We start from the raw sequence: 23,490 nt of genomic DNA, 5'->3' as shown, positions 1-23,490 counted from the left end.
GCCACTGCGGCGGCCCGCACTGACGTTCGGCGCCGCACCCCTCGCCCTCGCCGCACCGGGCGACAACGGCGACGTCAAGGTGCACGACAGCACTACCCCGCCGGACAGCCAGAACGACGATCCGAAGGTCTGTCAGTTCTACCTGGACGCGTTCAACTTCGACACCGTCACGCTGGTCAACTGGACCATCGAACAGCAGCCGCCGACCGGAAACGCGCTGGTCCAGGCCGGGGCGCTGGTGCTGGCCAACGGCAGCGGGACGACGCCCACCTACAGCCTGCCGGCCGGCCACTACCGCCTCAACTGGACGTTCGTCGGCGAGAGCGGCAGTGCCAAGCACAAGGTGTTCGAGGTGCAGTGCGCCTCCTCCTCGCCGTCGCCGTCCGGCTCGCCCACGGCCTCCCCCAGCGCCTCTCCCAGCGCCTCCCCCGGTGGCCCGCCCAGCGGCTCGCCGAAGCCCGGCGGGCCGCACGGCGGGGTCGGCACCGGCGGTGGTGGCACCTCCAGACCGAACGGTACGGAGGTGCTCGGCGGCTCGGCACTGATCGCCACGGCAGCGTGGTTCGGCGTCCGCTCGCTGCGCCGGCGCGCCGGACGCAATGCCGAGTCCTGACCGGCGGCACCGCCGCGCCCCGCGGCGTGGCCCCGGCCGTCTGACGGCCGGGGCCGTCGCCGTGGCGGTGGTCGCCGGGGCATGGCTGGTGCGGGACGGCAGCGCGAACAGCGACGGGCCGCCACTGCCGCCGGCTCCGGCCGCCGCCCCGGTGCCGTCACCGGCCCCGGGGACGGCACCGGGCGGCGCGACGCCCTCACCGGTGCCCTCCCGGCCCGCGCCCGCGCCGCTGCCCGCGTCGGTGCCCACCCGGATCAGGATTCCGTCCGTCAAGGTGGACGCCCCGGTGGTCGGCCTCGGGCTGGACTCCGCCCAGCACCTGGCCACCCCGCCGATGAACCAGCACAACCTGGTGGGCTGGTACCGCGACGGCGCCACCCCCGGAGCACCGGGCAACGCGATCGCCGTGGGGCACGCCGACGACCGCACCGGGCCGGCCGTCTTCTACCGGCTGGGCCTGCTGCGCGCGGGTGACACCGTCGAGGTGGTCCGCAAGGACCGCCGGACGGCGGTGTTCACCGTCGACCAGGTACGGGTGTTCGCCAAGAAGGAGTTCCCGGACGCCCTGGTGTACGGCGCGACCGACCGACCGGAACTGCGGGTGATCACCTGCGGCGGCAGGTTCGACCAGCGCACCGGTTACGAGTCCAACACCGTGGTGTTCGCCCATCTCTCCTCCGTCCGGTGAGACGTCGTCCCGGTGGTCGTCAGTACGACTTCGGCAGCCCGAGGGTGTGCTGGGCCACGAAGTTGAGCACCATCTCCCGGCTGACCGGGGCGACCCGGCCGACCCGGGTGGCGGCGAGCAGCGCGCCGAGCCCGTACTCCTGGGTGAGGCCGTTGCCGCCGAGGGTCTGGACGGCCTGGTCGACGGTGCGGGCGGCGGCCTCGCCGGCCGCGTACTTGGCCATGTTGGCGGCCTCGCCCGCGGCGAGGTCGTCGCCCCCGTCGTAGAGCAGTCCGGCCTTCTGGGTCATCAGACGGGCGAGCTCGATCTCCACCGCGCACTGGGCGAGCGGGTGGGCCAGGCCCTGGTGGGCACCGATCGGGGTCGACCAGACGGTCCGGGTCCTGGCGTACTCGACGGCCCGGCCGAGCGCCTGGCGGGCGAGGCCGAGGGAGAACGCGGCGGTCATGATCCGCTCGGGGTTGAGCCCGGCGAAGAGCTGGAGCAGCCCGGCGTTCTCGTCGCCGACCAGAGCGTCGGCGGGCAGCCGGACGTCGTCCAGGAAGACCTGGAACTGCTTCTCGGGGGCGACGAGTTCCATCGGGATCGGGTGGTACTCGAAGCCGGGGGCGTCGCGCGGGACGACGAACAGGGCGGGCCTGAGCTTGCCCGTCCGGGCGTCCTCGGTGCGGGCGACGAACAGCACGGCGTCGCTGTGGTCGATGCCGGAGACGAACACCTTGCGGCCGGTGAGCAGCCAGTCCTCGCCGTCGCGGCGGGCGATGGTGGAGATGCGGTGGGAGTTGGAGCCGGCGTCCGGTTCGGTGATGCCGAAGGCCATCCTCCGGGTGCCGTCGGCGAGCCCGGGCAGCCACTGCTGCTTCTGCTCCTCGGTGCCGTAGCGGGCGATCACCGTGCCGCAGATCGCCGGGGAGACGATCAGCATCAGCAACGGGCAGCCGGCGGTGCCGAGTTCCTCCAGGACGATGGCGAGGTCGGTGATGCCGCCGCCCCCGCCGCCGTACTCGGCGGGCAGGTTGACCCCGAGGTAGCCGGCCTTGCCGGCCTCGGCCCAGAGCTCGTCGGCGGGGAGGCCGGCCCGGGCCTTGCCGAGGTAGTACGCGGAGCCGTAGCGCCGACCGAGGTCTGCGACGGCGCGCCGCAGGGCCTGGCGTTCGGGGGTCTCGATCAGCGGGCTGCCGGGCGTGGTGGTGCGCGGTGCGGACATGCGGTACGTCCTTCCGGGCGGATCGGGGAGCGGGCGGGGTTCAGGGCGCGAGCGGGATTCGGCGCGCGGGGGCCTCAGGAGGCCGGCTGTACGACGGCGAGCAGGGTGCCCAGTTCCACCTGCTGGCCGGGAGCGGCACGCAGTTCGGTGAGGACGCCGTCGGCGGGGGCGGTGACCCGGTGCTCCATCTTCATCGCCTCCAGCCAGAGCAGCGGCTGGCCGGCGGTGACGGTGTCGCCCACGGTGACGGCGGTTCGGACGACGGTGCCGGGCATCGGGGCGAGCAGGGCACCCGGGTCGACCTGGGAGGCCGGGTCGGGGAAGCGCTCCACCGCGGTCAGCACGGTGGCTCCGGCCGGGGTGTCCAGGTGGACCCGGTCGCCGTAGCGCGCGATGTCGTAGCCGTTCCGGATGCCGTCGGTGTCGAGGACCACCCGGGTGGGCGTCGCGGAGACGAGCGTGGTGCCCGGGTGGTCCTCGGCGGCGAGACCGGCGCGACCGAACCGGTAGCGGACGTCGTACACGGTGGCGTCGGCGGCGGCGTAGCGCTTGGTCTGCGGCTGCGAGGGCAGGTTGCGCCAGCCGGAGGGCAGCGCCGCACCGCCGCGGCGTTCGGCGGCGTCGGCCAGCGCGGCGGCGAGGGCGGGCAGTGCGTCCCCGCCGGGGGCGGGGGCGAGGTCGGCGGCGTGCTCGGTCAGGAAGGCGGTGTGCACCCGGCCGGCCAGGAAGGCGGGGTGGCGCAGCGCCGCGACGAGCAGCCCCCGGTTGGTGACCGGCCCGTGGATCCGGGCGCGGGTGAGCGCGTCGGCGAGCCGGCGGGCGGCGGCGGCCCGGGTGGGCGCCCAGGCGATGACCTTGGCGAGCATCGGATCGTAGTGGACGCCGATCACGCTGCCGGCTTCGACGCCGGAGTCCAGACGCAACCCGGTGTCACCGTCCGCGGTGGTGAACTCCGCGGTGGTGCCGGGGAGTTCCAGGCGGTGCAGGAGGCCGGTCTGCGGCTGCCAGTCGCGGGCCGGATCCTCGGCGTACAGGCGGGCCTCGATGGCGTGGCCGCGCGGGGCGGGCGGCTGCGCGGCGGGTAGCGGTTCGCCCTCGGCGACGCGCAGTTGGAGGGCGACCAGGTCGAGCCCGGTGACGCACTCGGTGACGGGGTGCTCGACCTGGAGGCGGGTGTTCATCTCCAGGAAGTGGAACCGGCCGTCGGGGCCGAGCAGGAACTCGGCGGTGCCGGCGCCGGTGTAGCCGATCGCCCGGGCGGCGGCGACGGCGGCCGCGTGCAGGGCGGCGCGAAGCTCCGCGTCGAGGCCGGGGGCGGGGGCCTCCTCGATGACCTTCTGGTGGCGGCGCTGCAGCGAGCAGTCGCGTTCGCCGACCGCCCACACCGTGCCGTGGGCGTCGGCGAGCAGTTGGACCTCGACGTGCCGGCCGGTGGGCAGGTAGCGCTCGCAGAACACCTCGTCCGACCCGAAGCTGTTCGCCGCCTCGGCGCGGGCCTCGGCCAGCCGGGGTACGAGTTCGTCCAGCCGGTGGACCACCCGCATGCCGCGTCCGCCGCCGCCCGCGGCCGCCTTCACCAGCAGCGGCAGATCGGCCTCGACGGGGTCGGCGACGGCGTCCAGGACGGGCACGCCGGCGGCGGCCATCAGGCGCTTCGCGGCGGTCTTGGAGGCCATCGCGGCGATCGCGGCCGGGGGCGGACCGATCCAGGTGAGGCCGGCGTCGAGCACCGCCCGGGCGAACTCCTCGTTCTCGGAGAGGAAGCCGTAGCCGGGATGGACGGCGTCGGCGCCGGCGGCCAGCGCGGCCTTGACGATGAGGTCGCCGCGCAGGTAGGTGTCCGCGGGCGCCGCACCGGGGAGACGGACGGCGGCGTCGGCCTCCCGGGCGTGCGGGGCGTCGGCGTCCGGGTCGGCGTACAAGGCGGTGGTGGCGATCCCGAGGCTCCGGCAGGTGCGGAAGACCCGGCGGGCGATCTCGCCCCGGTTGGCGACCAGCAGGTTGGTGATCACGTCGGTCCCTCTCAGAGTCGGATCACATGCGGAAGACGCCGTAGCCGCGCGCGCCCTCGACGGGCGCGTTGTGGATCGCGGAGAGGCAGAGGCCGAGCACGGTCCGGGTGTCGCGGGGATCGATCACCCCGTCGTCGTAGAGCCGGCCGGAGAGGAAGACGGGCAGCGACTCCGCCTCGATCTGCTGCTCGACCATCGCCCGGATCGCGGCGTCGGCGTCCTCGTCGTACGGCTGCCCCTTGGCCGCTGCGGACTGCCGGGCGACGATCGACAGCACCCCGGCGAGCTGCTGCGGGCCCATCACCGCCGACTTGGCACTCGGCCAGGTGAACAGGAACCGCGGATCGTACGCCCGCCCGCACATGCCGTAGTGACCGGCGCCGTAGGAGGCACCCATCAGTACCGACAGGTGCGGCACCGTGGAGTTGGCGACGGCATTGATCATCATCGCGCCGTGCTTGATGATGCCGCCCTGCTCGTAGTCCTTGCCGACCATGTAGCCGGTGGTGTTGTGCAGGAACAGCAGTGGGATGTCGCGCTGGTTGGCCAGTTGGATGAACTGCGCGGCCTTCTGCGACTCCGGGCTGAACAGCACGCCCTGCGCGTTGGCGAGGATGCCGACCGGGTAGCCGTGCAGCCGGGCCCAGCCGGTGGCGAGGCTGGTGCCGTAGAGCGGCTTGAACTCGTCGAAGTCCGAGCCGTCGACGATCCGGGCGATCACCTCGCGCGGGTCGAACGGGATCTTGAGATCGCCGGGGACGATGCCGAGCAGCTCGTCCTCGGCGTACTTCGGCGGCTCGGCGAGCGGGTCCGGGCCGGGGCCCGGCCGGCGGTGGTTGAGCCGGGCGACGATCCGCCGGGCCAGCCGCAGCGCGTCCGGCTCGTCCACCGCGAAGTGGTCGGCCAGGCCGGAGGTACGGGCGTGCATCTCGGCGCCGCCGAGCGACTCGTCGTCGGACTCCTCGCCGGTGGCCATCCTGACCAGCGGCGGACCGCCCAGGAAGACCTTGGCCCGTTCCTTCACCATCACGGTGTGGTCGGACATCCCTGGCACGTAGGCGCCGCCGGCCGTGGAGTTGCCGAACACCACCGCCACGGTGGGGATTCCGGCCGCGGAGAGCCGGGTGAGGTCGCGGAAGAGGGCGCCCCCGGGAATGAAGATCTCCTTCTGGCTGGGCAGGTCGGCGCCGCCGGACTCGACCAGGTTGACCACCGGGAGGCGGTTGGCGAGGGCGATCTCGTTGGCGCGTAGGGCCTTGCGAAGCGTCCAGGGGTTGCTGGCCCCGCCGCGCACGGTGGGGTCGTTGGCGGTGACGACGCACTCGACGCCCTCGATCACACCGATCCCGGTGACCAGCGCCGCACCGACCGGGTGGTCGCTGCCCCAGGCGGCGAGCGGGGAGAGTTCCAGGAACGGCGAGTCCTGGTCGATCAGCAGCTCGATCCGCTCACGCGGCAGCAACTTCCCCCTGCCGCGGTGTCGTTCGACGTACTTGGGTCCGCCGCCGGCCAGCGCCTTGGCGTGTTCGGCGTCCAGCTCGGTGAGCCTGGCGAGCATCGCGGCACGGTGCTCGGCGTAGTCGGCGCCGGCCGGGTCGAGGCGGGTGGGCAGGACGGTCACAGCAGCGCCTCCGGGATGTCGAGGTGGCGGGAGCGCAGCCACTCCCCCAGCGCCTTGGCCTGCGGGTCGAACCGGTGCTGGGCGGCGACGCCCTCGCCGAGCAGGCCGGTGATGGTGAAGTTGACCGCGCGAAGATGCGGGAGCAGCTGTCGGGTGATCGGCAACTCGGCTGTCTCCGGGAGCAGTTCGCGCAGCCGCTCGACGGTGAGGGTGTGGGCGAGCCAGCGCCAGCCGGCCGGGTCGCGGGCCCAGACACCGAGGTTGGCGTCGCCGCCCTTGTCGCCGCTGCGGGCTCCGACCACCCGGCCGAGCGGCGCCCGGACGGTCGGACCGGCCTCCGGCGGCGCCGGCAGCGCCGGGTCGGGGTGCGGTGACGCCGGATCGGGGTGCGGAGACGCCGGCAGCGGTTCGGCCGGGCCGGTGACCGGCGCGGGCGGCACGACAATCCGCCGCCCGTCGGGCAGTACCGCGGTGTGCTCCACCGTCTTGGCGTCGAGGTACGCGGCGGTGAACACCCCGTAGGGCGAGCCCGCCCCGGGCGGCGCGGTGAGGTGGAACCCGGGATAGCCGGCCAGCCCCAACTCCACTGCGGCCTTACCGAGTTCTCGCCCCACCTTGGCCGGGTCGCGGTCCCGGGCGGTGAGCCGCAGCAGCGCGGAGGCGCTCTCCTCGGTTGCGGCGTCGGGGTGGTCGGTGCGGGCGAGGGTCCAGCGCAGCTCGGCGGGGCGATCCCGGGGTGCCAGCGCGTCGGTCAACTGCTGCCGCACCAATGCGGCCTTGGCCTCGACATCCAGCCCGGTCAGGACGAACACCACCTCGTTGCGGTGGCCGCCGAGCCGGTTCAGCCCGACCTTGAGGGTCGGCGGCGGCTCCTCGCCGCGCACGCCGTGGATCCGGACCCGGTCCGGTCCCTCCTGGGTGAGCCGCACGGTGTCCAGCCGGGCCGTGACGTCCGGACCGAGGTAACGCGCGTCGCCGGTCTCGTAGAGGAGTTGGGCGGTGACGGTCCCGGTGGTGACGGCGCCGCCGGTGCCCGGGTGCTTGGTGATGACGCTGGAGCCGTCCGCCGAGAGCTCGGCGATCGGGAAGCCGGGCCGGGTGACGTCGTGCTCGCGGAAGAACGCGTAGTTGCCGCCGGTCGCCTGCGCGCCGCACTCCAGTACGTGCCCGGCCACCACGGCACCGGCGAGCGCGTCCAAGTCCCCCGGGCCCCAGCCGAATCGGGCGATCGCCGGGCCGACGACCAACGCCGCGTCGGTGACCCTGCCGGTGACGACCAGGTCGGCCCCGGCGGCGAGGCACTCGGCGATGCCGAAGGCGCCGAGGTAGGCATTGGCGGCCAGCAGGCCCTCGGGGAGCCCGAGTTCGGCCCGGCGGGGCAGCAGGTCGTCCCCCTCGACGTGGGCGACGGCGGGCGACAGTCCCTGACTTCGCGCCAACTCGCGTATCGCGTCCGCGAGTCGGGCCGGATTGAGCCCGCCGGCGTTGACCACGATCCGCACCCCGCGCTCCAGCGCCAGGCCGAGGCACTCCTCCATCTGCCGCAGGAACGTCCTCGCATAGCCGAGCGAGGGATCCTTGAGCCGGTCCCGGGCCAGGATGAGCATGGTCAGCTCGGCCAGGTAGTCCCCGGTCAGAACGTCCAGCGGCCCACCCGTGAGCATCTCGCGAACCGCCGAGAAGCGGTCCCCGTAGAAGCCCGACGCGTTGCCGATCCGCAGTACCGAACGCGACCCCACAGGTGCGCCTCCCCTACCGGTGGCCCAACGCCTGCCACGCTTGCCGTCGGGCAGCAGCGTGGCACCGGGACGAAGAAAAAGCAATCACGCCTGCTTGTTTTCCGAACCGCACTGCCTACCTCCTCCTCCCGGGGCGACGACGGTGACTGGAACTGATAGGCGGTTGGAACCGACAGGTGGCGGCTCGCCGGTCTCGTTACGGCGAGTGGCGAATGAGCCGGGACGCGACAGGTGGAACCCGGCCAGGCATGTGGGAACCACTAGAGACGTGTCGCAGTCCGGACGAGGTCGGCGACGGCTCTGGACCGGCTGTGCGGCGGCCAGGCGATCACGGTGGTGACCGTCGGCGCATCCAGCACGGGCACGGCGGCGAGGTCACCGTGCAGTTGGGCTCGGCACGACTCCGGTGAGAGTGCGCAAGCACGGCCGAGCGCGACGAGCTGCAACAACTGCGCGTGGTCGCGGACCTGCGGGCCGGGGCCGGGCGGGTAGGTGCCGTCGGGGTCGGGCCAGCGTGGCAGGGGCAGGCCCGGCAGCCCGGTGATGTCGGCCATGTGCACATGGGCCCGGGCGGTGAGCGGATGCCCGGCTGGCAGGACCAGCACCTGGCCCTCCGTGCTGAGTTCTTCGGTGTGGAACCCGGCCGTCGAGTCGAACGGCCGGTGCAGCAGCGCCACGTCGGCCCGGCCGTCGCGCAGGAGCCGTTGCTGCTCGGCCGGGCCGCACAGGATGACGTCGACGGGGACCGCGTCGGGTTCGGTGGCGTAGGCGTCGAGCAGTTTCGCCAGCAGTTCGCGGGACGCGCTGGCTTTCGCGACCAGGGCCAGACCGGGACGGCCGGTCGCGGAAAGGGCGGCGCGGCGGGTCCGGCGCTCGGCGGCGTCGACCGCGTCGAGGGCCGCCCGGCCCTCGACCAACAGCACCGAGCCCGCCTCGGTCAGCGTGACGGTGCGGCTGGTCCGGTCCAGCAGTGCCGCCCCGATTCGGCGTTCGAGCTGCTGGATCGCCCGCGACAAGGGCGGCTGCGCGATCCCGAGCCGCTGCGCGGCGCGCCCGAAGTGCAGTTCCTCAGCGACGGCGACGAAGTATCGCAGTTCCCGGGTCTCCATGGCGCCACGCTATCCCGGATCAATACCCGGACGGTATCGTCGGCCACCCGATCGGTCTTGGACCCCCGCCGGGGCCCGAGGGCAGCATGGTCCCCATGAGCGAACGAACGATTGCGCTGGTCACCGGCGCCAACAAGGGAATCGGTTACGAGATCGCCGTGGGCCTGGGTGCCCTCGGCTGGCGAGTCGGCGTAGGCGCCCGCGACGACGAGCGCCGTGCAGCCGCGGTGGAGAAGCTGCGAGCGTGCGGCGTCGAGGCGTTCGGCGTACCGCTGGACGTGACCGACGACGCGAGCGTGAGCGCCGCCGCACGGTTGATCGAAGAAAGGGCCGGGCGCCTCGACGTGCTCGTCAACAACGCCGCCGTCGCCGGCGGCATGCCGCAGGAGCCCACCAAGGTCGATCCCGCCACCATCCGGACGGTCGTGGAGACCAACGTGATCGGCGTCATCCGCGTCACCAACGCGATGTTGCCGCTGCTGCGCCGCTCCGCCTCACCGCGGATCGTGAACATGTCCAGCAGCGTCGGCTCCCTGACTCGGCAGTCGGGAACCGCCGCTGAGCTGACGACGGGGCCGGTGGCCGCAGCGTACTCGCCGTCGAAGACCTTCCTGAACGCCGTCACCCTCCAGTACGTCCGGGAGTTGAGCGACACGAACATCCTGATCAACGTCGGTTGCCCCGGCTACGTCGCGACCGACCTCAACGGCTTCCGCGGCGTGCGCTCCCCCGCACAGGGCGCGGAGATCGCCATCAAACTCGCGACCCTGCCCGACGACGGCCCGACCGGCAAGTTCTTCGAAGACGCTGGAGTAGTGCCCTGGTGATGTGCGCGGCGGTCATCACCCGCCGGGTGAACGGCAATTCACCGTAGGGTGCAAGCAGCCGGGCTGCCCTCGACGGACAACTTCCAGTACTGGCCGCCATGGCGGCCACCTGTGGTCGAGACCGCCCGCCGCGTACTCGACTCACCGGCGGCACGCTGGTGGTGCCCATGACCGTCCTGTCGAGCAGTACTGGCGCGAGATCAGCACAGGCCTCTCCCACCATGGCACTCCAGTGAGGCACTTCGTCCTCCATGCCGACCAGGACACCCTGCGCGAGCGCATCCTCGGGGATACTCTTCTCGGCCCCCTTCCGTCTCGCTACGTCGGGCCCTAGGCCGAGGCGGCCCGCACGTGGCTGCACGGCGAGGCCGAGGTCGTCGAGCAGCGGGACCGAAGCACCGACCGACGATCTGGAGTCCACCGTGCGCATCAGCGTCTGCATCCTGCCCGACCGGCCGTTTCCCGAGGCGGCCCCGATGTGGCGCCACGCCGAGGAGTTGGGCTTCCACGCCGCCTACTCCTACGACCACGTCAGCTGGGGCGGGCTGCCGGACGGCGCCTGGTACGGCGCCGTGCCCACGCTGGCGGCTGCCGCCACGGCCACCTCCCGGATCCGGCTCGGCACCCTGGTGTCGTCGTCGAACTACCGCCACCCGGTGCCGCTCGCCCAGGACGTCATGACGCTGGACACCATCAGCGGGGGCCGGTTCGTCCTCGGCTACGGCGCCGGGGCGCCCGACGCCGACGGCATCGTGCTCGGCCAGGGCGAACCCGGCAGGGGCTGGTCGGTGAAGGAGCGCGGCGGCCGGTTCCGCGAGTCGGTGGAGCTGCTGGACCTGCTGCTGACCGGGGCGCCCGAGGGCCGGACGCGGACCACGTTCCGCGGCCGGCACTTCGATGCGATCGACGCCCGGCTGGAGCCCGGGTGCGTCCAGCGGCCCCGGGTGCCGTTCCTGTTGGCGGCGAGCGGCCCGCTCGGCATGCGGACGGTGGCGCGGTACGGCGCGGACTGGGCCGTCACCGACGACGCCGACGTGCCGAAGGACGTCGAACGGACGGAGGCCTCGACCTGGGCCGCGCTCGCGGACCGGCTGGAGAGCCTCGACGCGGCGTGCGAGAAGGAGGGCCGCGACCCGAAGTCGCTGGGCCGCACGTTGCTGACCGGGTTCTCGCCGCTGCCGACGATGCGGTCGGCAGCGGCCTTCGAGGACGTCGTGGGGCGCTGCGCGGAGCTGGGCTTCACCGAGCTCGTGGTCCACTACCCGCGCGAGTCCGGCGTCTTCGCCACGCCCGCGCACGTCCTGGAGGAGATCGCGCCCGCGAGCCGCGGCGGCGGTGCCCTCCTGCCCTGAGCCCGGCACCCGCCCGCACCCGCCCCGCCCCGCCCGGCACCCGCCCTGGCGGGCGGGCGGGCGCCCGAGGTCAGCGCAGCGACGCCATCCAGGCCTCGACCTCGTCCGCCTCGCGCGGCAGGCCCGACGACATCCACTGCGCACCGTCGGCCGTGATGAGGAAGTCGTCCTCGATCCGGACACCGATCCCGCGCAGCTCCTCGGGGATGGTCAGATCGTCGGGCTGGAAGTACAGGCCGGGCTCGACGGTCAGGACGTGGCCGGCCTCCAGGACGCCGTCCAGGTACGTCTGGCTTCGGGCGCCGGCGCAGTCGTGGCAGTCGAGGCCCAGCATGTGGCCCGAACCGCAGACGGTGAACCGACGGTACAGGCCGGACTCGGCGAGGGACTGCCCGCCGTCGGGCGCCAGGCCCCAGGCGTCGAGGCCCTCGGCGATCACGCTCATCGCCGCGTCGTGGAAGGCGCCGTAACGGGCGCCGGGCCGCAGGGCGGCGATACCCGCCGACTGGGCGGCGAAGACCAGGTCGTACACCCGGCGCTGGACGTCGGTGTAGCGTCCGCCGACCGGCAGCGTCCGGGTGACGTCGCCGGTGTAGAAGGAGTCGGCCTCGACGCCGGCGTCCAGCAGGAGGAGGTCGCCTTCCCGCACCGGGCCGTCGTTGTGCATCCAGTGCAGGACGCAGGCGTGCGCGCCGGCCGCCGCGATGGTCTCGAACCCCAGGCCGTAACCGTCGAGGCGGGCCCGGCGGTTGAAGGTGCCCTCGATCCAGCGCTCGCCCCGCGCGAGGCTCGTGGCGTGGCGCAGCTCGCCGACGACGTCGTGGAAGCCGGCCACCGTGGACCGGACGGCCGTGTGCAGCTGCTCGACCTCCCACTCGTCCTTGACCAGCCGTGACTCCGAGAGGTAGGTGAGCAGTTCGGCCTCGGCCTCGCGGGCCGGTCGGACCAGCGAGTCGACGAGCGCGTCCTCCCCGCGCACCACCCGGGTCGGGACGTGCCCGGCGAGCGCCCGCTCCAGGTCGTCCCGCGCGGCGGCCTGGACGCCGACGGCGTCGGTGGTCTCCGACAGGGTCCGGCGCCGCCCGACCCAGAACTCGCCGTGCTGCCGGCTGCTGTAGAACTCCGCACTGTTCGGCCCGCCGTCGCGCGGCGAGCGCGGCCGGGTGAACAGGGTGACCTCGTGCCCGCTCCCGGTGGGCTCGAAGACGAGGACGCTGTCGGGGACGGCCTGCGTCCCCTGCTCGGCGGTGAGGTGGACGAACGCGGAGTGCGGGCGGAAGGTGTAGTCGAAGTCGTTGCTCCGGACCTTGAGCCCGCCCGAGGGGACGACGATCCGCTCGCCGGGGAACCGCTCGGAGAGCGCCGCGCGTCGCTTGGCTGCGAAGGCCGCCCCGGGCAGGGGCGGCAGCGTCACACCGGTGTCCGCCCACCCCTGCTGGAGGCAGTCGGCCAACGCGGTCGACACCGCGCGATCGTGACTCCCGGTACCGCGCGCCCGGTCCTGCTGCTCCACCACTCGTCTCCGATCACCGTGGTCCGATTCACGGAGAAACTACCATTTCACATGTCACACGACCAGAGCCGGAGCGGCCACAGCCCCGCCGACCGGGGCGTCCTCGGGCAGCCTCCCAGCACCGTGCCCGTAGGACCCGGACCGCCCGTGCCGTAGGACCGGGCGGCCCCGTGCCTACGCCGGCGCCGCGTCGCCGCCGGGCTGGGTGTCCGGAATCCGCTGGGTGAAGAACAGGGCGACGAGGGCGGTCAGGGCGAGGACGGCGAGGGCGGCGCGCAGACCGTCGAGACGGGCGGCGGCGTTCGCGTCGAGGGCCGCCTGCGCGACCTCCGGGCTGGTACCGGCCTCGTCCAGCGCCGCCTGGAGCTGGACGTCCGACAGGAAGGGCGCGCCGCTCTCCAACTGGACGGCCGCCTGGCCGGCGACCTCGGCCGGAACCGCCGGGTTCTGCTCGACCGAGGTCAGGAACGAGCTCGTCAGGGTGGCGATCATGATCGAGCCGGCGAGGGCGGTACCGATCGAGGAGCCGAGATTGGTGACGGCGTTCTGGATGCCGCCGACCTCCGCGCTCTTCTCGTCCGGGACGGCGGACACGGTGACGGCTCCGAGCTGGGAGGCCAGCGCGCCCATCCCGAGCCCGATCAGCAGCAGGGGCACGGTGACGATCTCCGCACCCGCGTCCGCGTCCAGCGCGGCCAGCAGGGCGACGGCGCCCGCGAGCAGGGCGAGGATCCCCAGCCGTACCACCCTGCGCGGTGAGACATCGGGGAACAGACGAGGGATCAGGATCGCGGCGGCCAACAGGGTCAGCGACAGCGGCAGCAGACGGGCGCCGGTCTTCAGCGCGGACAGGCCGAGGGCGACGGACAGGTAGAGCGGGACGACGAAGAACACGCCCATCTGGATGAAGTACTGGAAGAAGAACATCGTCAGGCCGCCGGTGAGCCGGCGGTTGCGGAGCAGTTCCGGATCGACCAGCGGGTCGCCGCGGCGCGCCACCACCCGGGCCTCCCAGTGGAGGAAGAGCCGGATCAGCAGCAGACCGGCCAGCAGCATCCACACGGTGAGCGAGATGCCCAACCAGGCGGGCGCGCCGGGCTTGGGCAGGAACCACCCCCACGCACTGGAGCGCAGCACCCCGTAGACGAAGAGCCCGAGCCCGAGTGCCGAGAGCAGGGTGCCGACCAGGTCGATCCGGGCGCGATCGCCGGGCGGGGCGTCGGCGAGCCGGCGGGCGAACACCAGGATGGCGAACACGAGGGCGACCTCGCCGGCGAAGACCCAGCGCCAGGAGAAGTACGTCGTCGCGACACCGCCGATGAGCGGCCCCAGCGCGATCGCCACGGCTCCCGCCGCGGCGACGAACCCGTAGGCGGCCGGTCTGCGCTCGGCGGCGAAGTTGCCGGCGACCAGCGCCACGATCGCCGGGAGGATGAGCGCCGCCCCGATCCCCTCCAGGAAGGACCAGCCGAACAGGAGTACGGGCAGATTGGGTGCGAGCGCCGTCGTCAGGGATCCGCAGCCGTAGATGACGCAGCCGATCATGAACGCCCGCCGGCGGCCGATCAGCGCCCCGACCTTGCCTCCCGGGATCATGAACATCGCCATCACCAGCGTGTACGCGGTGATCGCGCCCTGGATCCCGGCGACCGTCGTCCCCACGTCGTCCGCCACCGTCGCGATCGAGACGTTCATGACGGAGCTGTCGAGCGCCATCAGGAACTGCCCGGCCGCGAGGGTCGGCAGGACGAGCCCGGTCGCGGCGGACCCGCCGTCAGTGCCTGCTCTGGATGCCATGGGCGGCATCGTCCCAGCGGCCGCGGAGCACGGCCGCGCGACGCACCACGATGTCAGCCGGTTGGCCCGCGACCCGCCGCCCCCGGGACCGGGCGCCGGACGCCGGACGCCGGACGCCGGACGCCCCGCTGCCCGACGCCCGACGCCCCGCGCCCCGCGCCCCGCGCCCCGGCGTCAGACCACGTCCCGTCCTCGCAGCGTCCCCGCGCACAGGGCCCAGATGATGAAGATGTTCACGGCGATCAGGACGATGGCCCAGAACGGGTAGTACGGCAGCCACAGGAAGTTGGCGATCAGGCTCAGCCCGGCGAGAACGACGCCGACGGCGCGCGCCCAGACGGCTCCGGTGAACACCATGACCCCGGCCAGCACGATGACGATGCCGAGAATCAGGTGGATCCAGCCCCAACCCGTCAGGTTGAAGCGGAACACGTAGTCGCTCGTCCGGACGAACAGGTCGTCCTTGGCGATGGCCGCGATCCCTTCGAAGATCGCCATCGTCCCGCCGAAGATCATGAGAACCGCCGCGAGCACGATCCAGCCGGACCGCAGCAGGTGCCCGGAGGAACCGGTGGCGACGCCTGCGGACGGTGGCGGGTTGGCGCCTGCGGCTGGGGGGTTGAGGTTTCCGGCCATGGGGGCCTCCGAACTCTCGGGGAGCGCGCGGGCCCATCGGTCCGGGCCCGACAGCGGCTCCACGTTCCAGCGTTCCACAGCCCTGCCGGACGCGCGCCCCGTGCCGGGAGGCCGACGGCTCGCTCGCCCGGGCACCGTCGGGGTGCGGGGCCCCGCAGCCACCGGCCACCAGTCGTACGGCTGTTCCCGCTGGTGGGCCGGGACGAGCGCGGCTCTGCTGGCGGCGAGCTACAGCCACGTGCGCTCGACTCCAGAGGAAGGGTGGTCTTCGCGGTGGCCGTGGTGACGGCCCTGGGCGCGCTGCTGATCGGGCCCTCCAGAGCCGCCGTCGCGATTCGCACCGCCTGCCGCCGCATGGTGGGGCCCTGCGCGAGGTGCTGTTCGGCCTTCCCGATCCGGGATTTCCTCGACACCGACCCGGGCCCGGGCACCCCCTCCGCCGCCTCCGGTTCCTCCTCGGGCCCGGGCGGCGTCTCCGGCACCGGTCCGCCGGCCGGCGCCTGAACGCCCCGCGCCCGACGCCACCGGGGTCGGCACCGGCACCGAGCCGAGATGCGCGGTGGTACGGGCACTGCTGGAATGGCAGGAGTGGGAGCCGCGGGAGCGGTCCCGCCCGTGCCACCCTCCCGGGCGCGCACCGCCACGGCGTCGGCCGGCAACCTCCGTCCGGTCGACCGGAGAGGAGCCGACGTGAGCGACGAGCTGAACGAGACCGGACCGATCGACTACATCGTCGTGGAGTTCCCCGGCAGCCGGATGACCGGCGAGGGGCTGCCGCTGCTGGTCGACCTCGTCGACCGGGGCATCATCCGCATCCTCGACCTGGTCTTCATCCGCAAGGAGACGGACGGCTCGGTCACCGGGATCGAACTCGCCGACCTCACCGGTGACGGCCAACTTGACCTCGCGGTCTTCGAGGGCGCCTCCTCGGGGCTGCTCGACGAGGAGGACATCGCCAACGCCGGCGCCGTCCTCGCACCCGGCAGCTCCGCCGGCATCCTCGTCTACGAGAACGCCTGGGCCGGTCCCCTCGCCGCCGCCCTCCGGCGCGGTGGAGGACGCCTGGTCGCCGACGGCCGCATCCCCGTCCAGGCGATCCTCGCCTCCCTCGAAGCGGCCGAGGGCAAGGACGGGAGCTGAACCCGCCGGACGGCCGGCAGGCCCGCCCCGGGAGTCGGCCCACCTCGAGAGTCAAGGAGATTCCCATGCCAGGACTTCTTCGCGGCGTCGCCCGTACCGCCGTCGTCGCCGGGACCGCGACCGCGGTCTCCAACCGGGTCTCCCGGCGGCAGGCCGGCCGCTGGGCCCAGCAGGAGGCCGTGCAGGCTCCGGCGCAGCCCGCCCCCCAGCCCGCACCCGCCGCGGCACCGGCCGCCGCGCCCGACGACATGGCCGCCAAACTCGACCAGCTCAAGCAGCTCGGCGAGCTCAAGAACCAAGGTCTGCTCACCGAGGCGGAGTTCGCGGAACAGAAGGCCCGTCTGCTCGGCTCCTGACCGACCGCGACCGGCCCGGGCCGGCGGGCCGGGCCGGCGCCGGCGCCCGGGGCCCGCCCTCGCCGACCCACCGGTGCCACGATGGAGACGAGTCATCCACGTCCGCCGCGACAGGGAGGCGGTCCCATGAGCCGCGAGTACCACTTCCACTGCGAGTACGCCGGCTGCTCGGTCACCGTCGGCGTCCGGCTGGCCGGAACGCGGCAGCTGGAGCTGCTGGTCGACGGCAAGGAGGTCGCGGTCGGCCAGGTCCACGGCCATCACGCCCAGCCGAGTGCGATCAGCACGACGCTGCCCACCGACCCGCCGCTCCCGATCACCGTCGAGGTGGACCTGCCGGGTGCGGTCAGCGGCGTCCCGGCCGCCACCCTGGTCGACGGCGACACCCGCCTGCCCATGCCCGCCCGGGACGTGCCCCACCGGGCACGGCTGTCCGAGGCCTCCTGGTACAGCTGACGCCCCCGGCCCTGAGGGACCGGGGGCGGGCCACGCGCCGCCGGGTCCGGGCGGGCCGGGCGGCCTGGGCACGGGTCGGGCCAGGTCAGGGCTGGTCCGCCGGCGGAAGCTAGGGTTCGGATGCGGATGGACGATCACCGCCACCGCGCCCGTACCGCCGAAGGGACCCTCGCCATGCCGACCGCACCCGTCACCGGACCCGCCGCCGGACCGTCGCTCGCGCGGTTCGGCCTGGGTACCGCCGCCGTCGGGCGGCCCGGCTACATCACGCTCGGGCGCGACCTCGACCTGCCGGCCGGGCGCAGCGTCGAGGCGCTGCGGGAGCGGACGCACGCCCTGCTCGACGCCGCCTACGCGGCGGGGGTGCGGTACTTCGACACCGCCCGGTCGTACGGCCGGGCCGAGGAGTTCCTCGGCCAGTGGCTCGCGGCCCGGCCCGCCGCCTCCGACGTGGTGGTCGCCAGCAAGTGGGGCTACACCTACACCGCCGACTGGCAGACCTCCGGGGTACCGGTGCACGAGGTCAAGGAGCACTCCACGGCGGTGTTCGACCGTCAGATCGAGGAGACCAGGGCGCTGCTGGGCACGCGGCTGCAGGTGTACCTGGTGCACTCGGTCACCCCCGACAGCCCGGCGCTCACCGACCCCGCCCTGCACGCGCGGCTGGCGGGGCTGGCCGCCGAGGGCGTCCGGATCGGCCTTTCCACCAGCGGCCCGGCGCAGGCCGCCACCGTCCGGACCGCGCTGGAGGTGACGGTGGCGGGCCGGCCGCTGTTCACCGCCGTCCAGTCCACCTGGAACCTGCTGGAGCCGTCCGCCGGGCCGGCCCTGGCCGAGGCGCACGCGGCGGGTTGGCTGGTGGTGGTGAAGGAGGGGATGGCCAACGGGCGCCTCGCCGACCGCAACGCCACCGGCCCCGGCACCGCCGCGCTGCGCGCTCTGGCCGCCAGCACCGGCGCCTCCTGCGACGCGCTCGCCCTGGCCGCGGCCACCGCCCACCCCTGGGCCGACGTGGTGCTCTCCGGGGCGGCCACCCCCGGGCAGCTGGCCTCCAACCTCACCGCCGCCGGGATCGACCTCGCTCCCGCGGAGCTGGCCGCGCTCGCCCCGCTCGCCGAGCCCGCCGAGGAGTACTGGCGCACGCGCGCCGCGCTGCCCTGGGCGTGAGCCGCCGCGGGGCGGCCGGCCACCTCCCGCCCACACCGGTGACCACGGCGTGACCGTGCACCTCGGCCGGGAGGTCCGCGGTCCGATCCGTGAGGGCACCCGCCGTGCCCGAACGGGCAGACCTGACGTTCGGTCGGCGTCGGTCGCACCTCCCCGACCCTCCACCGCCGGTCCCCGGACGCGCTCCGTTCACTCGGCCGCCACCCGGAACGGGGCCCCGACCAGCGCCGACGCGCGACCGGCCGGCCTTTACAACCGCCCCGATGAGCACGATCCGTCCAAGCCGGACCATTTCGTTCGTTCCGCGGGCAATCGGGCGGCGGCCGGCCGTGAAACCTGCCGGCACCCCCGTTCGACGAGTGAGCTGCGTCACTTGACGCTCTTTTCGCACCGGGCTTCACTGCTGGGCGACGGAAGCGGATCGAAGAATTCTGTCGAGTAACCACCGCAAACCGTCGGGTCATTGCACGACTTGTCCGGTTCATCGTCAGACGGAGGTACTGTCATGAAGCTCGTTCACTTCGTGAAGAAGGTCATGCCGGAGAAGAGCCTGAAGGCCTACTCCTGGTACGGCTGGATCTAATCGGGTAGTTCGCCTGCCGGGTCCGTGCCCGGTGAGCCCCGTCTCACCGGGCACGGGCCTTTCACCCTTGGAGTTCACCGATGCCCATGTCCAGCACTGGCAGGAGCGCCCGGGCCACCGTCTTCGCACCACGGATCGAGGAACTTCTCCGCCGGTACCGCGGGGCGGACCTCTTCCGCCTGGAGCCCGACACCATCGGCGTCGCCGGCGCCGACCTGATGGACAGCCTGCTCCGGGGCAGGCCCGCCAACGATTCCGAGCGCCCGACCTTCAAGCCCGTCCAGGGCAGGTCGGTCTCCCGGACGGACGCGTCCGCGCTCATGCAGGCCGTCTCCGCCGACGTCCGAGCCGCCCTGAAGAAACCCCTGGGCGACGAGGTCGACCTCTCCGGGAAATGGCCGCACGTCGCCCACGTCTATCTCCGGGATCTCGTTTTCGGCCGCGAGAGTTTCCGGTTCCGCGTCCTCGTGGACCGCCGGCTGGAACTCACCCCGAAATTGACCTGGGCGGCCGTAGCGGCCGGGACGGCCATGCTCGGAAAACCCGGCACGGAAGTTCCGCTGTCGAATCTGGCGGCCCGCGTGCTGGATGCCGAGAGTTACGACGACCGGCGCTATGCGATGTATCTCTACCGGCGGGTGGCCGCGCCGATCTGTTTCACCGTGTCCGCCCTCGTCACCAATGCGCTCTGGCTGGGATCGCCTTTCGACGACGGTGAGTCGAACCGGGACATCCTGCTGGAGGCGCTCCGGCTGCTGCCACCGTCCTGGAACATCCTGCGGGTGGCCTCCCCCGAGTTCCCCGCCGTGGACGACCGGATCGGCACGCGGGACGACCTCCTGATACTCCCGCTGTTGAGCCATCGCGACCCAAGCCTCTGGGAGGACCCGGATGCCTTCCGCCCGGAACGCTGGGGCGACCTCGATCCCGACGACCAGCCCGGGTACCTCCCGTTCGGCCATGTGAACGAGCGCTGCTGGGGGCGGCACATGGTGATGCCGCTGGCCGAACGGCTCCTCGACATCGTGCGCCGGGACGGTCTCGTGGTGAACCCGGCGCAGACCGTCGGCAGGGTCGAGCTGGACGGCCTGCTCGAAGTCCGCGACGTGCGGCTGGTCCGGCGCTGACCGGCCGGGGCCGGACGGCCGCTCGACCCCGGCCGGCCCCGAGCGGCCGCCGCCTCAGCCTCCGAGCGGGGTGGCCAGGAACCGGTGGAGCGAGGCCGTCACGGCGGTGGCGAAGGCGTCCCCGACCGGCTCGGCGACGCGGTCCAGCGACAGGTAGGGGTTGAGGTCCTCCAGCTCGACCAGGAGGAGGTCACCGTCCCGGGTGCGGCAGGCGTCCACCCGCTGGATGCCGTGGTCCAGGGTGTTCCACTCGATGAACCGCCGGGCGAACCCGAGGTCCGCGTCGGTGGGCCGGTACGGCTCCAGGACCCAGCGCCGATCGGGATCGGGCGCGTGGAGGGCGTACTGGAACTCCTCGTCGACGAAGTAGAACGACACCTCGTAGCGGAAGTCGACGCGCGGCTGGACGAGGATGTCGCCGTACGCGAGGCCGGCCAGCCGGTCCGGGGCTACGAAGGTCAGGCCGATGGAGTCCGCGCCGGCCTTCGGCTTGACGGCGTACTGAGCCGACACGGGCAGCCGGCCGAGGTCCTCGACCCGGTCGACGGTGGGGATCACCGGGTATCCGGCCGCGGTCAGGTCCAGCAGGTACTGCTTGCCGGCCATGTCGCCCCGCCCGGAGAGCGGGTTGTAGACCCGGGTGCCACGCGCCGCGGCCTCGGTCCGGAAGGCCTCGTACTGCTCCTGGTAGTGCAGGACCGGGCCGCTGTTGCGGACCACCACCGCGTCGAAGCCGTCCATCAGCGCGACCGCGTCCAAGGGGTGGCAGAGGGCGATGTCGAAGTCCGCGCGGAGCCGGGCGGACAGCCGGATGTCCTCGTCGCAGTACCGCCGGCCCCGGGCCTGGTAGGCGAGATCGGTCACGAAGAGAACGCTGGGGCGGGCGGGCACGGGGCAACTCCTCGGTCGGTGGCCACCAACCTACCCACCGCCGCCTGCCGACCGGAACCCCCGTCTTCGCTGATCAGCGCGGGTCCGGGGGTCGACGGAGAGATCGTGGGGCCGGCCTCTGTGCGGCGCAGACCGGGCACCCGACCGCCGGGCCGCCGCCGGCGGGACAGGCTGACGCCGGGGCCACGGCAGCGGTCACCACCACCCACCTCCTTGACGAATCCATGACACTGACGGACCATCATGCTGGCGCGCGCGCCGCAGTTCCTCCCCCGTTCCGTCCCTACGGATCCCCCACAGGAGGACAGTCATGCGACTGCCCCGCCGAGGGAAGCCCGCCGCGGTCACCGCCGTCGTGCTGGCCCTCGCACTCGCCTCCCCCCTCACCTCCCAGGCCATCGCCCACCCGGTCACCGCCGCGACGGCCGCCACCGCGGCCGACACCGTCCGGCAGTACGTCCTCGACGGCCCCCGCACCGTCGCCGAACGCACCGCCGTCGCCGCCACCGGCGCGTCCGTCGACGCCGTGCGGACCGATTCGGTGGTGGTCACCGCCACCGCCGCCGAGGTCGACCGCCTGCGCGCGCTCGGCTGGTCCCCCAGCCCGCTGCCGGACCCGACGTACGGAGCCGGGGCCGGCGAACAGAGCGTCGGCGCAGCGGTGTACGACTTCCCGTCCGCCGACTCCGGCTACCACAACTACGCGGAGGCCACCGCCGACATCGACGCCGTCGTGGCCGCGCACCCCGACATCATGAGCAAGCGCGTCATCGGGACCTCCTACGAGGGCCGGGCGATCGTCGCCGTGAAGATCAGCGACAACGTCGGCACCGACGAGAACGAGCCCGAGGTGCTGTTCACCGCCCACCAGCACGCCCGCGAGCACCTCACCGTCGAGATGGCGCTCTACCTGCTGCACGAGTTCGGTGACAAGTACGCCACCGACAGCCGGATCGCGAACGCCGTCAACAGCCGTGAGATCTGGGTGGTCCCCGACGTCAACCCGGACGGCGGCGAGTACGACATCGCCACCGGCCGCTACCGGAGCTGGCGCAAGGACCGCCAGCCCAACGCCGGCAGCAGCAGCACCGGCACCGACCTGAACCGCAACTGGGACTACAAGTGGGGCTGCTGCGGCGGCTCCTCCGGCTCCACCTCCAGCGAGACCTACCGGGGCACCGCCCCCGAGTCCGCCAGGGAGACCAAGGTGGTCGCCGACTTCGTCCGCACCCGGGTGGTCGGCGGCAAGCAGCAGATCACCGCGGCCATCGACTTCCACACCTACAGCCAGCTGGTGCTCTGGCCGTTCGGCTGGACCACCGCCAACACCGCCACCGGGATGACCGCCGACGAGTACAACACCTTCGCCACCTTCGGCAAGACCATGGCCGGCACCAACGGCTACACGCCCGAGCAGTCGAGTGACCTCTACATCACCGACGGCGCGATCGACGACTGGCTGTGGGGCGCGCACCGGATCTTCGCCTACACCTTCGAGATGTACCCCGGCCCGAACGGCAGCAGCGGCTTCTACCCGCCCGACGAGGTGATCGGGCGCGAGACCAGCCGCAACCGCGAGGCAGTGCTGCGGCTGGTGGAAACGGCCGACTGCATGTACCGCGCGATCGGCAAGCAGCAGCAGTACTGCGGCATCGCGACCTGAGCCCGGAATGCGCGCACCGGCCGGAGCCCCCCGGGACTCCGGCCGGTGCCGCGTCCGGTACACGCCCTTCTTTCACTTCCGCCCCACCTGCACTCCGCAGCCGTTCGCGCCGTCGGAGGACCACATTCCTCTGTCAACTCGTCTTGTGGCGTTCAATTTGACGACTCCTCAGGTCAAGGAGCATAGTGAAATATCACATTGCAACGACCTCCCGGATGGACCGGGAGGGCCCCTTCACACAGGAGAAGGCTCCCCATGACTCGCAAGATCCTGACGACGGCCGCCGCTGCGGTCGCCCTGGGAACGGCTCTGGTCGTCGCGGCTCCGGCCGGTGCGGCAACCGCCTCCGGCGCCACCGACGCCCCCACGGTGATCTGCGACAACTACGGCCTGCAGGCCGGTCTGGCGACCAAGATCTGCGCCACGGTGAGCGGAGACAACGTCGAGTTCACCGGCCACATCGGCCTGGCCGGCCCGCCGAGCCCCGGCAGCCCGCTCCCCCGGCCGCAGCAGCTCGAGGTCGTCCTGACCGGCAGCGCCGCCGGCGGACTCACCCTCGGCACGACGCAGCAGACGCTGACCTTCCAGAGCCAGCCGGTGCTGGTCGAGGGCGTCCACGGAGCGGTGGCCTGCGGTTCGACCGTGCACGCCTCGTTCTCCGTCGCCTCCGCCGGATGGCTCGCCAACCCCGTCACCACCGAGATCCCGGTGAACTGCTGACGGAACGGGCAGCGGACAGCGGTGGGAGCCTGCGCTGACGAGCGCGGCCCCACCGCTGTCCGTCCTTCCGGCCTCCGGTACGGGCCGGTCCCCGCCCGGCCGGGCGCACACCCGGCCGGGCAAGCAGAACTACTGCCGCGTCAGGCGGCCTTCGCCCCGACGGGCACCGGTCGCCTGACGCGGCACTAGTGTCCTGCGCCGGAGATCCGTCGGCAGAAGCGGGCGAGGGAGTCGAGGATCTCATCGGCGGTCTTGGTCCAGGTGAACGGCTTG

Annotated in this window: 22 protein-coding genes and 1 pseudogene; 14 read left to right on the top strand and 9 right to left on the bottom strand. The window is 73.0% G+C overall.

The annotated features are described in order from the left end of the window. Positions 1–79 precede the first annotated feature (79 nt). Together AB0J08_RS22280 and AB0J08_RS22275 are read left to right on the top strand one after the other, a co-directional pair. A complete protein-coding gene (locus tag AB0J08_RS22280) occupies positions 80–613 on the top strand; it encodes a hypothetical protein (RefSeq protein WP_360636839.1) in 534 nt (177 codons plus the stop codon). Continuing rightward, positions 600–1,301, top strand: a complete 702-nt coding sequence (locus AB0J08_RS22275; RefSeq protein ID WP_360636836.1) for a class F sortase — start codon at positions 600–602, stop codon at positions 1,299–1,301. The genes AB0J08_RS22280 and AB0J08_RS22275 overlap by 14 nt, the downstream gene beginning before the upstream one ends. A gap of 19 nt (positions 1,302–1,320) precedes the next feature. Here the strand turns inward: AB0J08_RS22275 and AB0J08_RS22270 are convergent, their stop codons facing one another. The 5 genes from AB0J08_RS22270 to AB0J08_RS22250 all read right to left on the bottom strand — a co-directional run bounded on the left by AB0J08_RS22270 (position 1,321) and on the right by AB0J08_RS22250 (position 8,989). After that, positions 1,321–2,508, bottom strand: a complete 1,188-nt coding sequence (locus tag AB0J08_RS22270; RefSeq protein ID WP_360636833.1) for an acyl-CoA dehydrogenase — start codon at positions 2,506–2,508, stop codon at positions 1,321–1,323. 74 nt (positions 2,509–2,582) lie between these two features. Beyond that, a complete protein-coding gene (locus AB0J08_RS22265; protein ID WP_360636830.1) occupies positions 2,583–4,520 on the bottom strand; it encodes a biotin carboxylase N-terminal domain-containing protein in 1,938 nt (645 codons plus the stop codon). 22 nt (positions 4,521–4,542) lie between these two features. Beyond that, on the bottom strand, positions 4,543–6,141 hold the full coding sequence (locus tag AB0J08_RS22260; RefSeq protein ID WP_360636827.1) for a carboxyl transferase domain-containing protein: 1,599 nt from the start codon (positions 6,139–6,141) through the stop codon (positions 4,543–4,545). Then, entirely contained in the window at positions 6,138–7,880 is a 1,743-nt protein-coding gene (locus AB0J08_RS22255; RefSeq protein ID WP_360636824.1) for an acyclic terpene utilization AtuA family protein, read from the bottom strand. Before AB0J08_RS22255 ends, AB0J08_RS22260 begins: the two co-directional genes overlap by 4 nt. Before the next feature lie 260 nt (positions 7,881–8,140). Next, positions 8,141–8,989, bottom strand: a complete 849-nt coding sequence (locus tag AB0J08_RS22250; protein ID WP_360636821.1) for a LysR family transcriptional regulator — start codon at positions 8,987–8,989, stop codon at positions 8,141–8,143. A 95-nt stretch (positions 8,990–9,084) separates the two neighbouring features. Between AB0J08_RS22250 and AB0J08_RS22245 the strand changes: the two genes are divergently transcribed. From AB0J08_RS22245 to AB0J08_RS22235, 3 genes and pseudogenes are all read left to right on the top strand, one after another. Next, positions 9,085–9,816 (top strand): SDR family oxidoreductase, encoded by a 732-nt coding sequence (locus AB0J08_RS22245; RefSeq protein ID WP_360636818.1) that lies wholly within the window; start codon positions 9,085–9,087, stop codon positions 9,814–9,816. 60 nt (positions 9,817–9,876) lie between these two features. Beyond that, positions 9,877–10,147 (top strand): annotated as a pseudogene (locus AB0J08_RS22240) (ATP-binding protein); the annotation flags it as partial. 91 nt (positions 10,148–10,238) lie between these two features. Next, positions 10,239–11,168: an LLM class flavin-dependent oxidoreductase gene (locus AB0J08_RS22235; protein ID WP_360636815.1), complete on the top strand. Its 930-nt coding sequence runs from the start codon at positions 10,239–10,241 to the stop codon at positions 11,166–11,168. A 70-nt stretch (positions 11,169–11,238) separates the two neighbouring features. Here AB0J08_RS22235 and AB0J08_RS22230 read toward each other — a convergent pair whose 3' ends face one another. The 3 genes from AB0J08_RS22230 to AB0J08_RS22220 all read right to left on the bottom strand — a co-directional run bounded on the left by AB0J08_RS22230 (position 11,239) and on the right by AB0J08_RS22220 (position 14,994). Beyond that, positions 11,239–12,582: an aminopeptidase P family protein gene (locus AB0J08_RS22230; protein ID WP_360637033.1), complete on the bottom strand. Its 1,344-nt coding sequence runs from the start codon at positions 12,580–12,582 to the stop codon at positions 11,239–11,241. 273 nt (positions 12,583–12,855) lie between these two features. After that, entirely contained in the window at positions 12,856–14,478 is a 1,623-nt protein-coding gene (locus AB0J08_RS22225; protein ID WP_360636812.1) for an MFS transporter, read from the bottom strand. Between the two features lie 174 nt (positions 14,479–14,652). Then, positions 14,653–14,994 carry a hypothetical protein gene (locus tag AB0J08_RS22220; protein WP_360637030.1) on the bottom strand — a complete coding sequence of 114 codons (342 nt, stop codon included), beginning with the start codon at positions 14,992–14,994 and terminating at the stop codon, positions 14,653–14,655. Positions 14,995–15,375: 381 nt separating this feature from the next. Here AB0J08_RS22220 and AB0J08_RS22215 point away from each other — a divergent pair, with 381 nt between their 5' ends. The 7 genes from AB0J08_RS22215 (at position 15,376) to AB0J08_RS22185 (ending at position 19,943) form a co-directional block, all read left to right on the top strand. Further along, on the top strand, positions 15,376–15,618 hold the full coding sequence (locus AB0J08_RS22215) for a hypothetical protein (RefSeq protein ID WP_360636809.1): 243 nt from the start codon (positions 15,376–15,378) through the stop codon (positions 15,616–15,618). A gap of 186 nt (positions 15,619–15,804) precedes the next feature. Next, a complete protein-coding gene (locus AB0J08_RS22210; protein WP_360636806.1) occupies positions 15,805–16,254 on the top strand; it encodes a DUF6325 family protein in 450 nt (149 codons plus the stop codon). Positions 16,255–16,319: 65 nt separating this feature from the next. Next, positions 16,320–16,610, top strand: a complete 291-nt coding sequence (locus AB0J08_RS22205) for an SHOCT domain-containing protein (protein WP_360636803.1) — start codon at positions 16,320–16,322, stop codon at positions 16,608–16,610. 126 nt (positions 16,611–16,736) lie between these two features. Next, the gene (locus tag AB0J08_RS22200) at positions 16,737–17,066 is read left to right on the top strand and encodes a hypothetical protein (protein WP_360636800.1); all 330 of its coding nucleotides are present in this window, start codon (positions 16,737–16,739) and stop codon (positions 17,064–17,066) included. Between the two features lie 174 nt (positions 17,067–17,240). Next, positions 17,241–18,233, top strand: a complete 993-nt coding sequence (locus tag AB0J08_RS22195; protein ID WP_360637027.1) for an aldo/keto reductase — start codon at positions 17,241–17,243, stop codon at positions 18,231–18,233. A 505-nt stretch (positions 18,234–18,738) separates the two neighbouring features. Continuing rightward, the gene (locus AB0J08_RS22190) at positions 18,739–18,816 is read left to right on the top strand and encodes a tryptorubin family RiPP precursor (protein WP_360637024.1); all 78 of its coding nucleotides are present in this window, start codon (positions 18,739–18,741) and stop codon (positions 18,814–18,816) included. Between the two features lie 80 nt (positions 18,817–18,896). Next, the gene (locus AB0J08_RS22185; RefSeq protein ID WP_360636797.1) at positions 18,897–19,943 is read left to right on the top strand and encodes a cytochrome P450; all 1,047 of its coding nucleotides are present in this window, start codon (positions 18,897–18,899) and stop codon (positions 19,941–19,943) included. Positions 19,944–19,997: 54 nt separating this feature from the next. Here the strand turns inward: AB0J08_RS22185 and AB0J08_RS22180 are convergent, their stop codons facing one another. Beyond that, on the bottom strand, positions 19,998–20,834 hold the full coding sequence (locus AB0J08_RS22180; protein ID WP_360636794.1) for a hypothetical protein: 837 nt from the start codon (positions 20,832–20,834) through the stop codon (positions 19,998–20,000). A 310-nt stretch (positions 20,835–21,144) separates the two neighbouring features. Here AB0J08_RS22180 and AB0J08_RS22175 point away from each other — a divergent pair, with 310 nt between their 5' ends. Together AB0J08_RS22175 and AB0J08_RS22170 are read left to right on the top strand one after the other, a co-directional pair. Continuing rightward, positions 21,145–22,497 (top strand): M14 family metallopeptidase, encoded by a 1,353-nt coding sequence (locus tag AB0J08_RS22175; RefSeq protein ID WP_360636791.1) that lies wholly within the window; start codon positions 21,145–21,147, stop codon positions 22,495–22,497. A 255-nt stretch (positions 22,498–22,752) separates the two neighbouring features. Further along, a complete protein-coding gene (locus AB0J08_RS22170) occupies positions 22,753–23,217 on the top strand; it encodes a hypothetical protein (RefSeq protein WP_360636789.1) in 465 nt (154 codons plus the stop codon). Positions 23,218–23,490: the final 273 nt, after the last annotated feature.

This window comes from Kitasatospora sp. NPDC050463 (assembly GCF_040655255.1).
In the GTDB taxonomy this organism is placed as follows: Bacteria; Actinomycetota; Actinomycetes; order Streptomycetales; family Streptomycetaceae; genus Kitasatospora.
The sequence above is the reverse complement of the archived record's forward strand: the minus strand, read 5'-3'. Positions and strand labels throughout refer to the sequence as shown.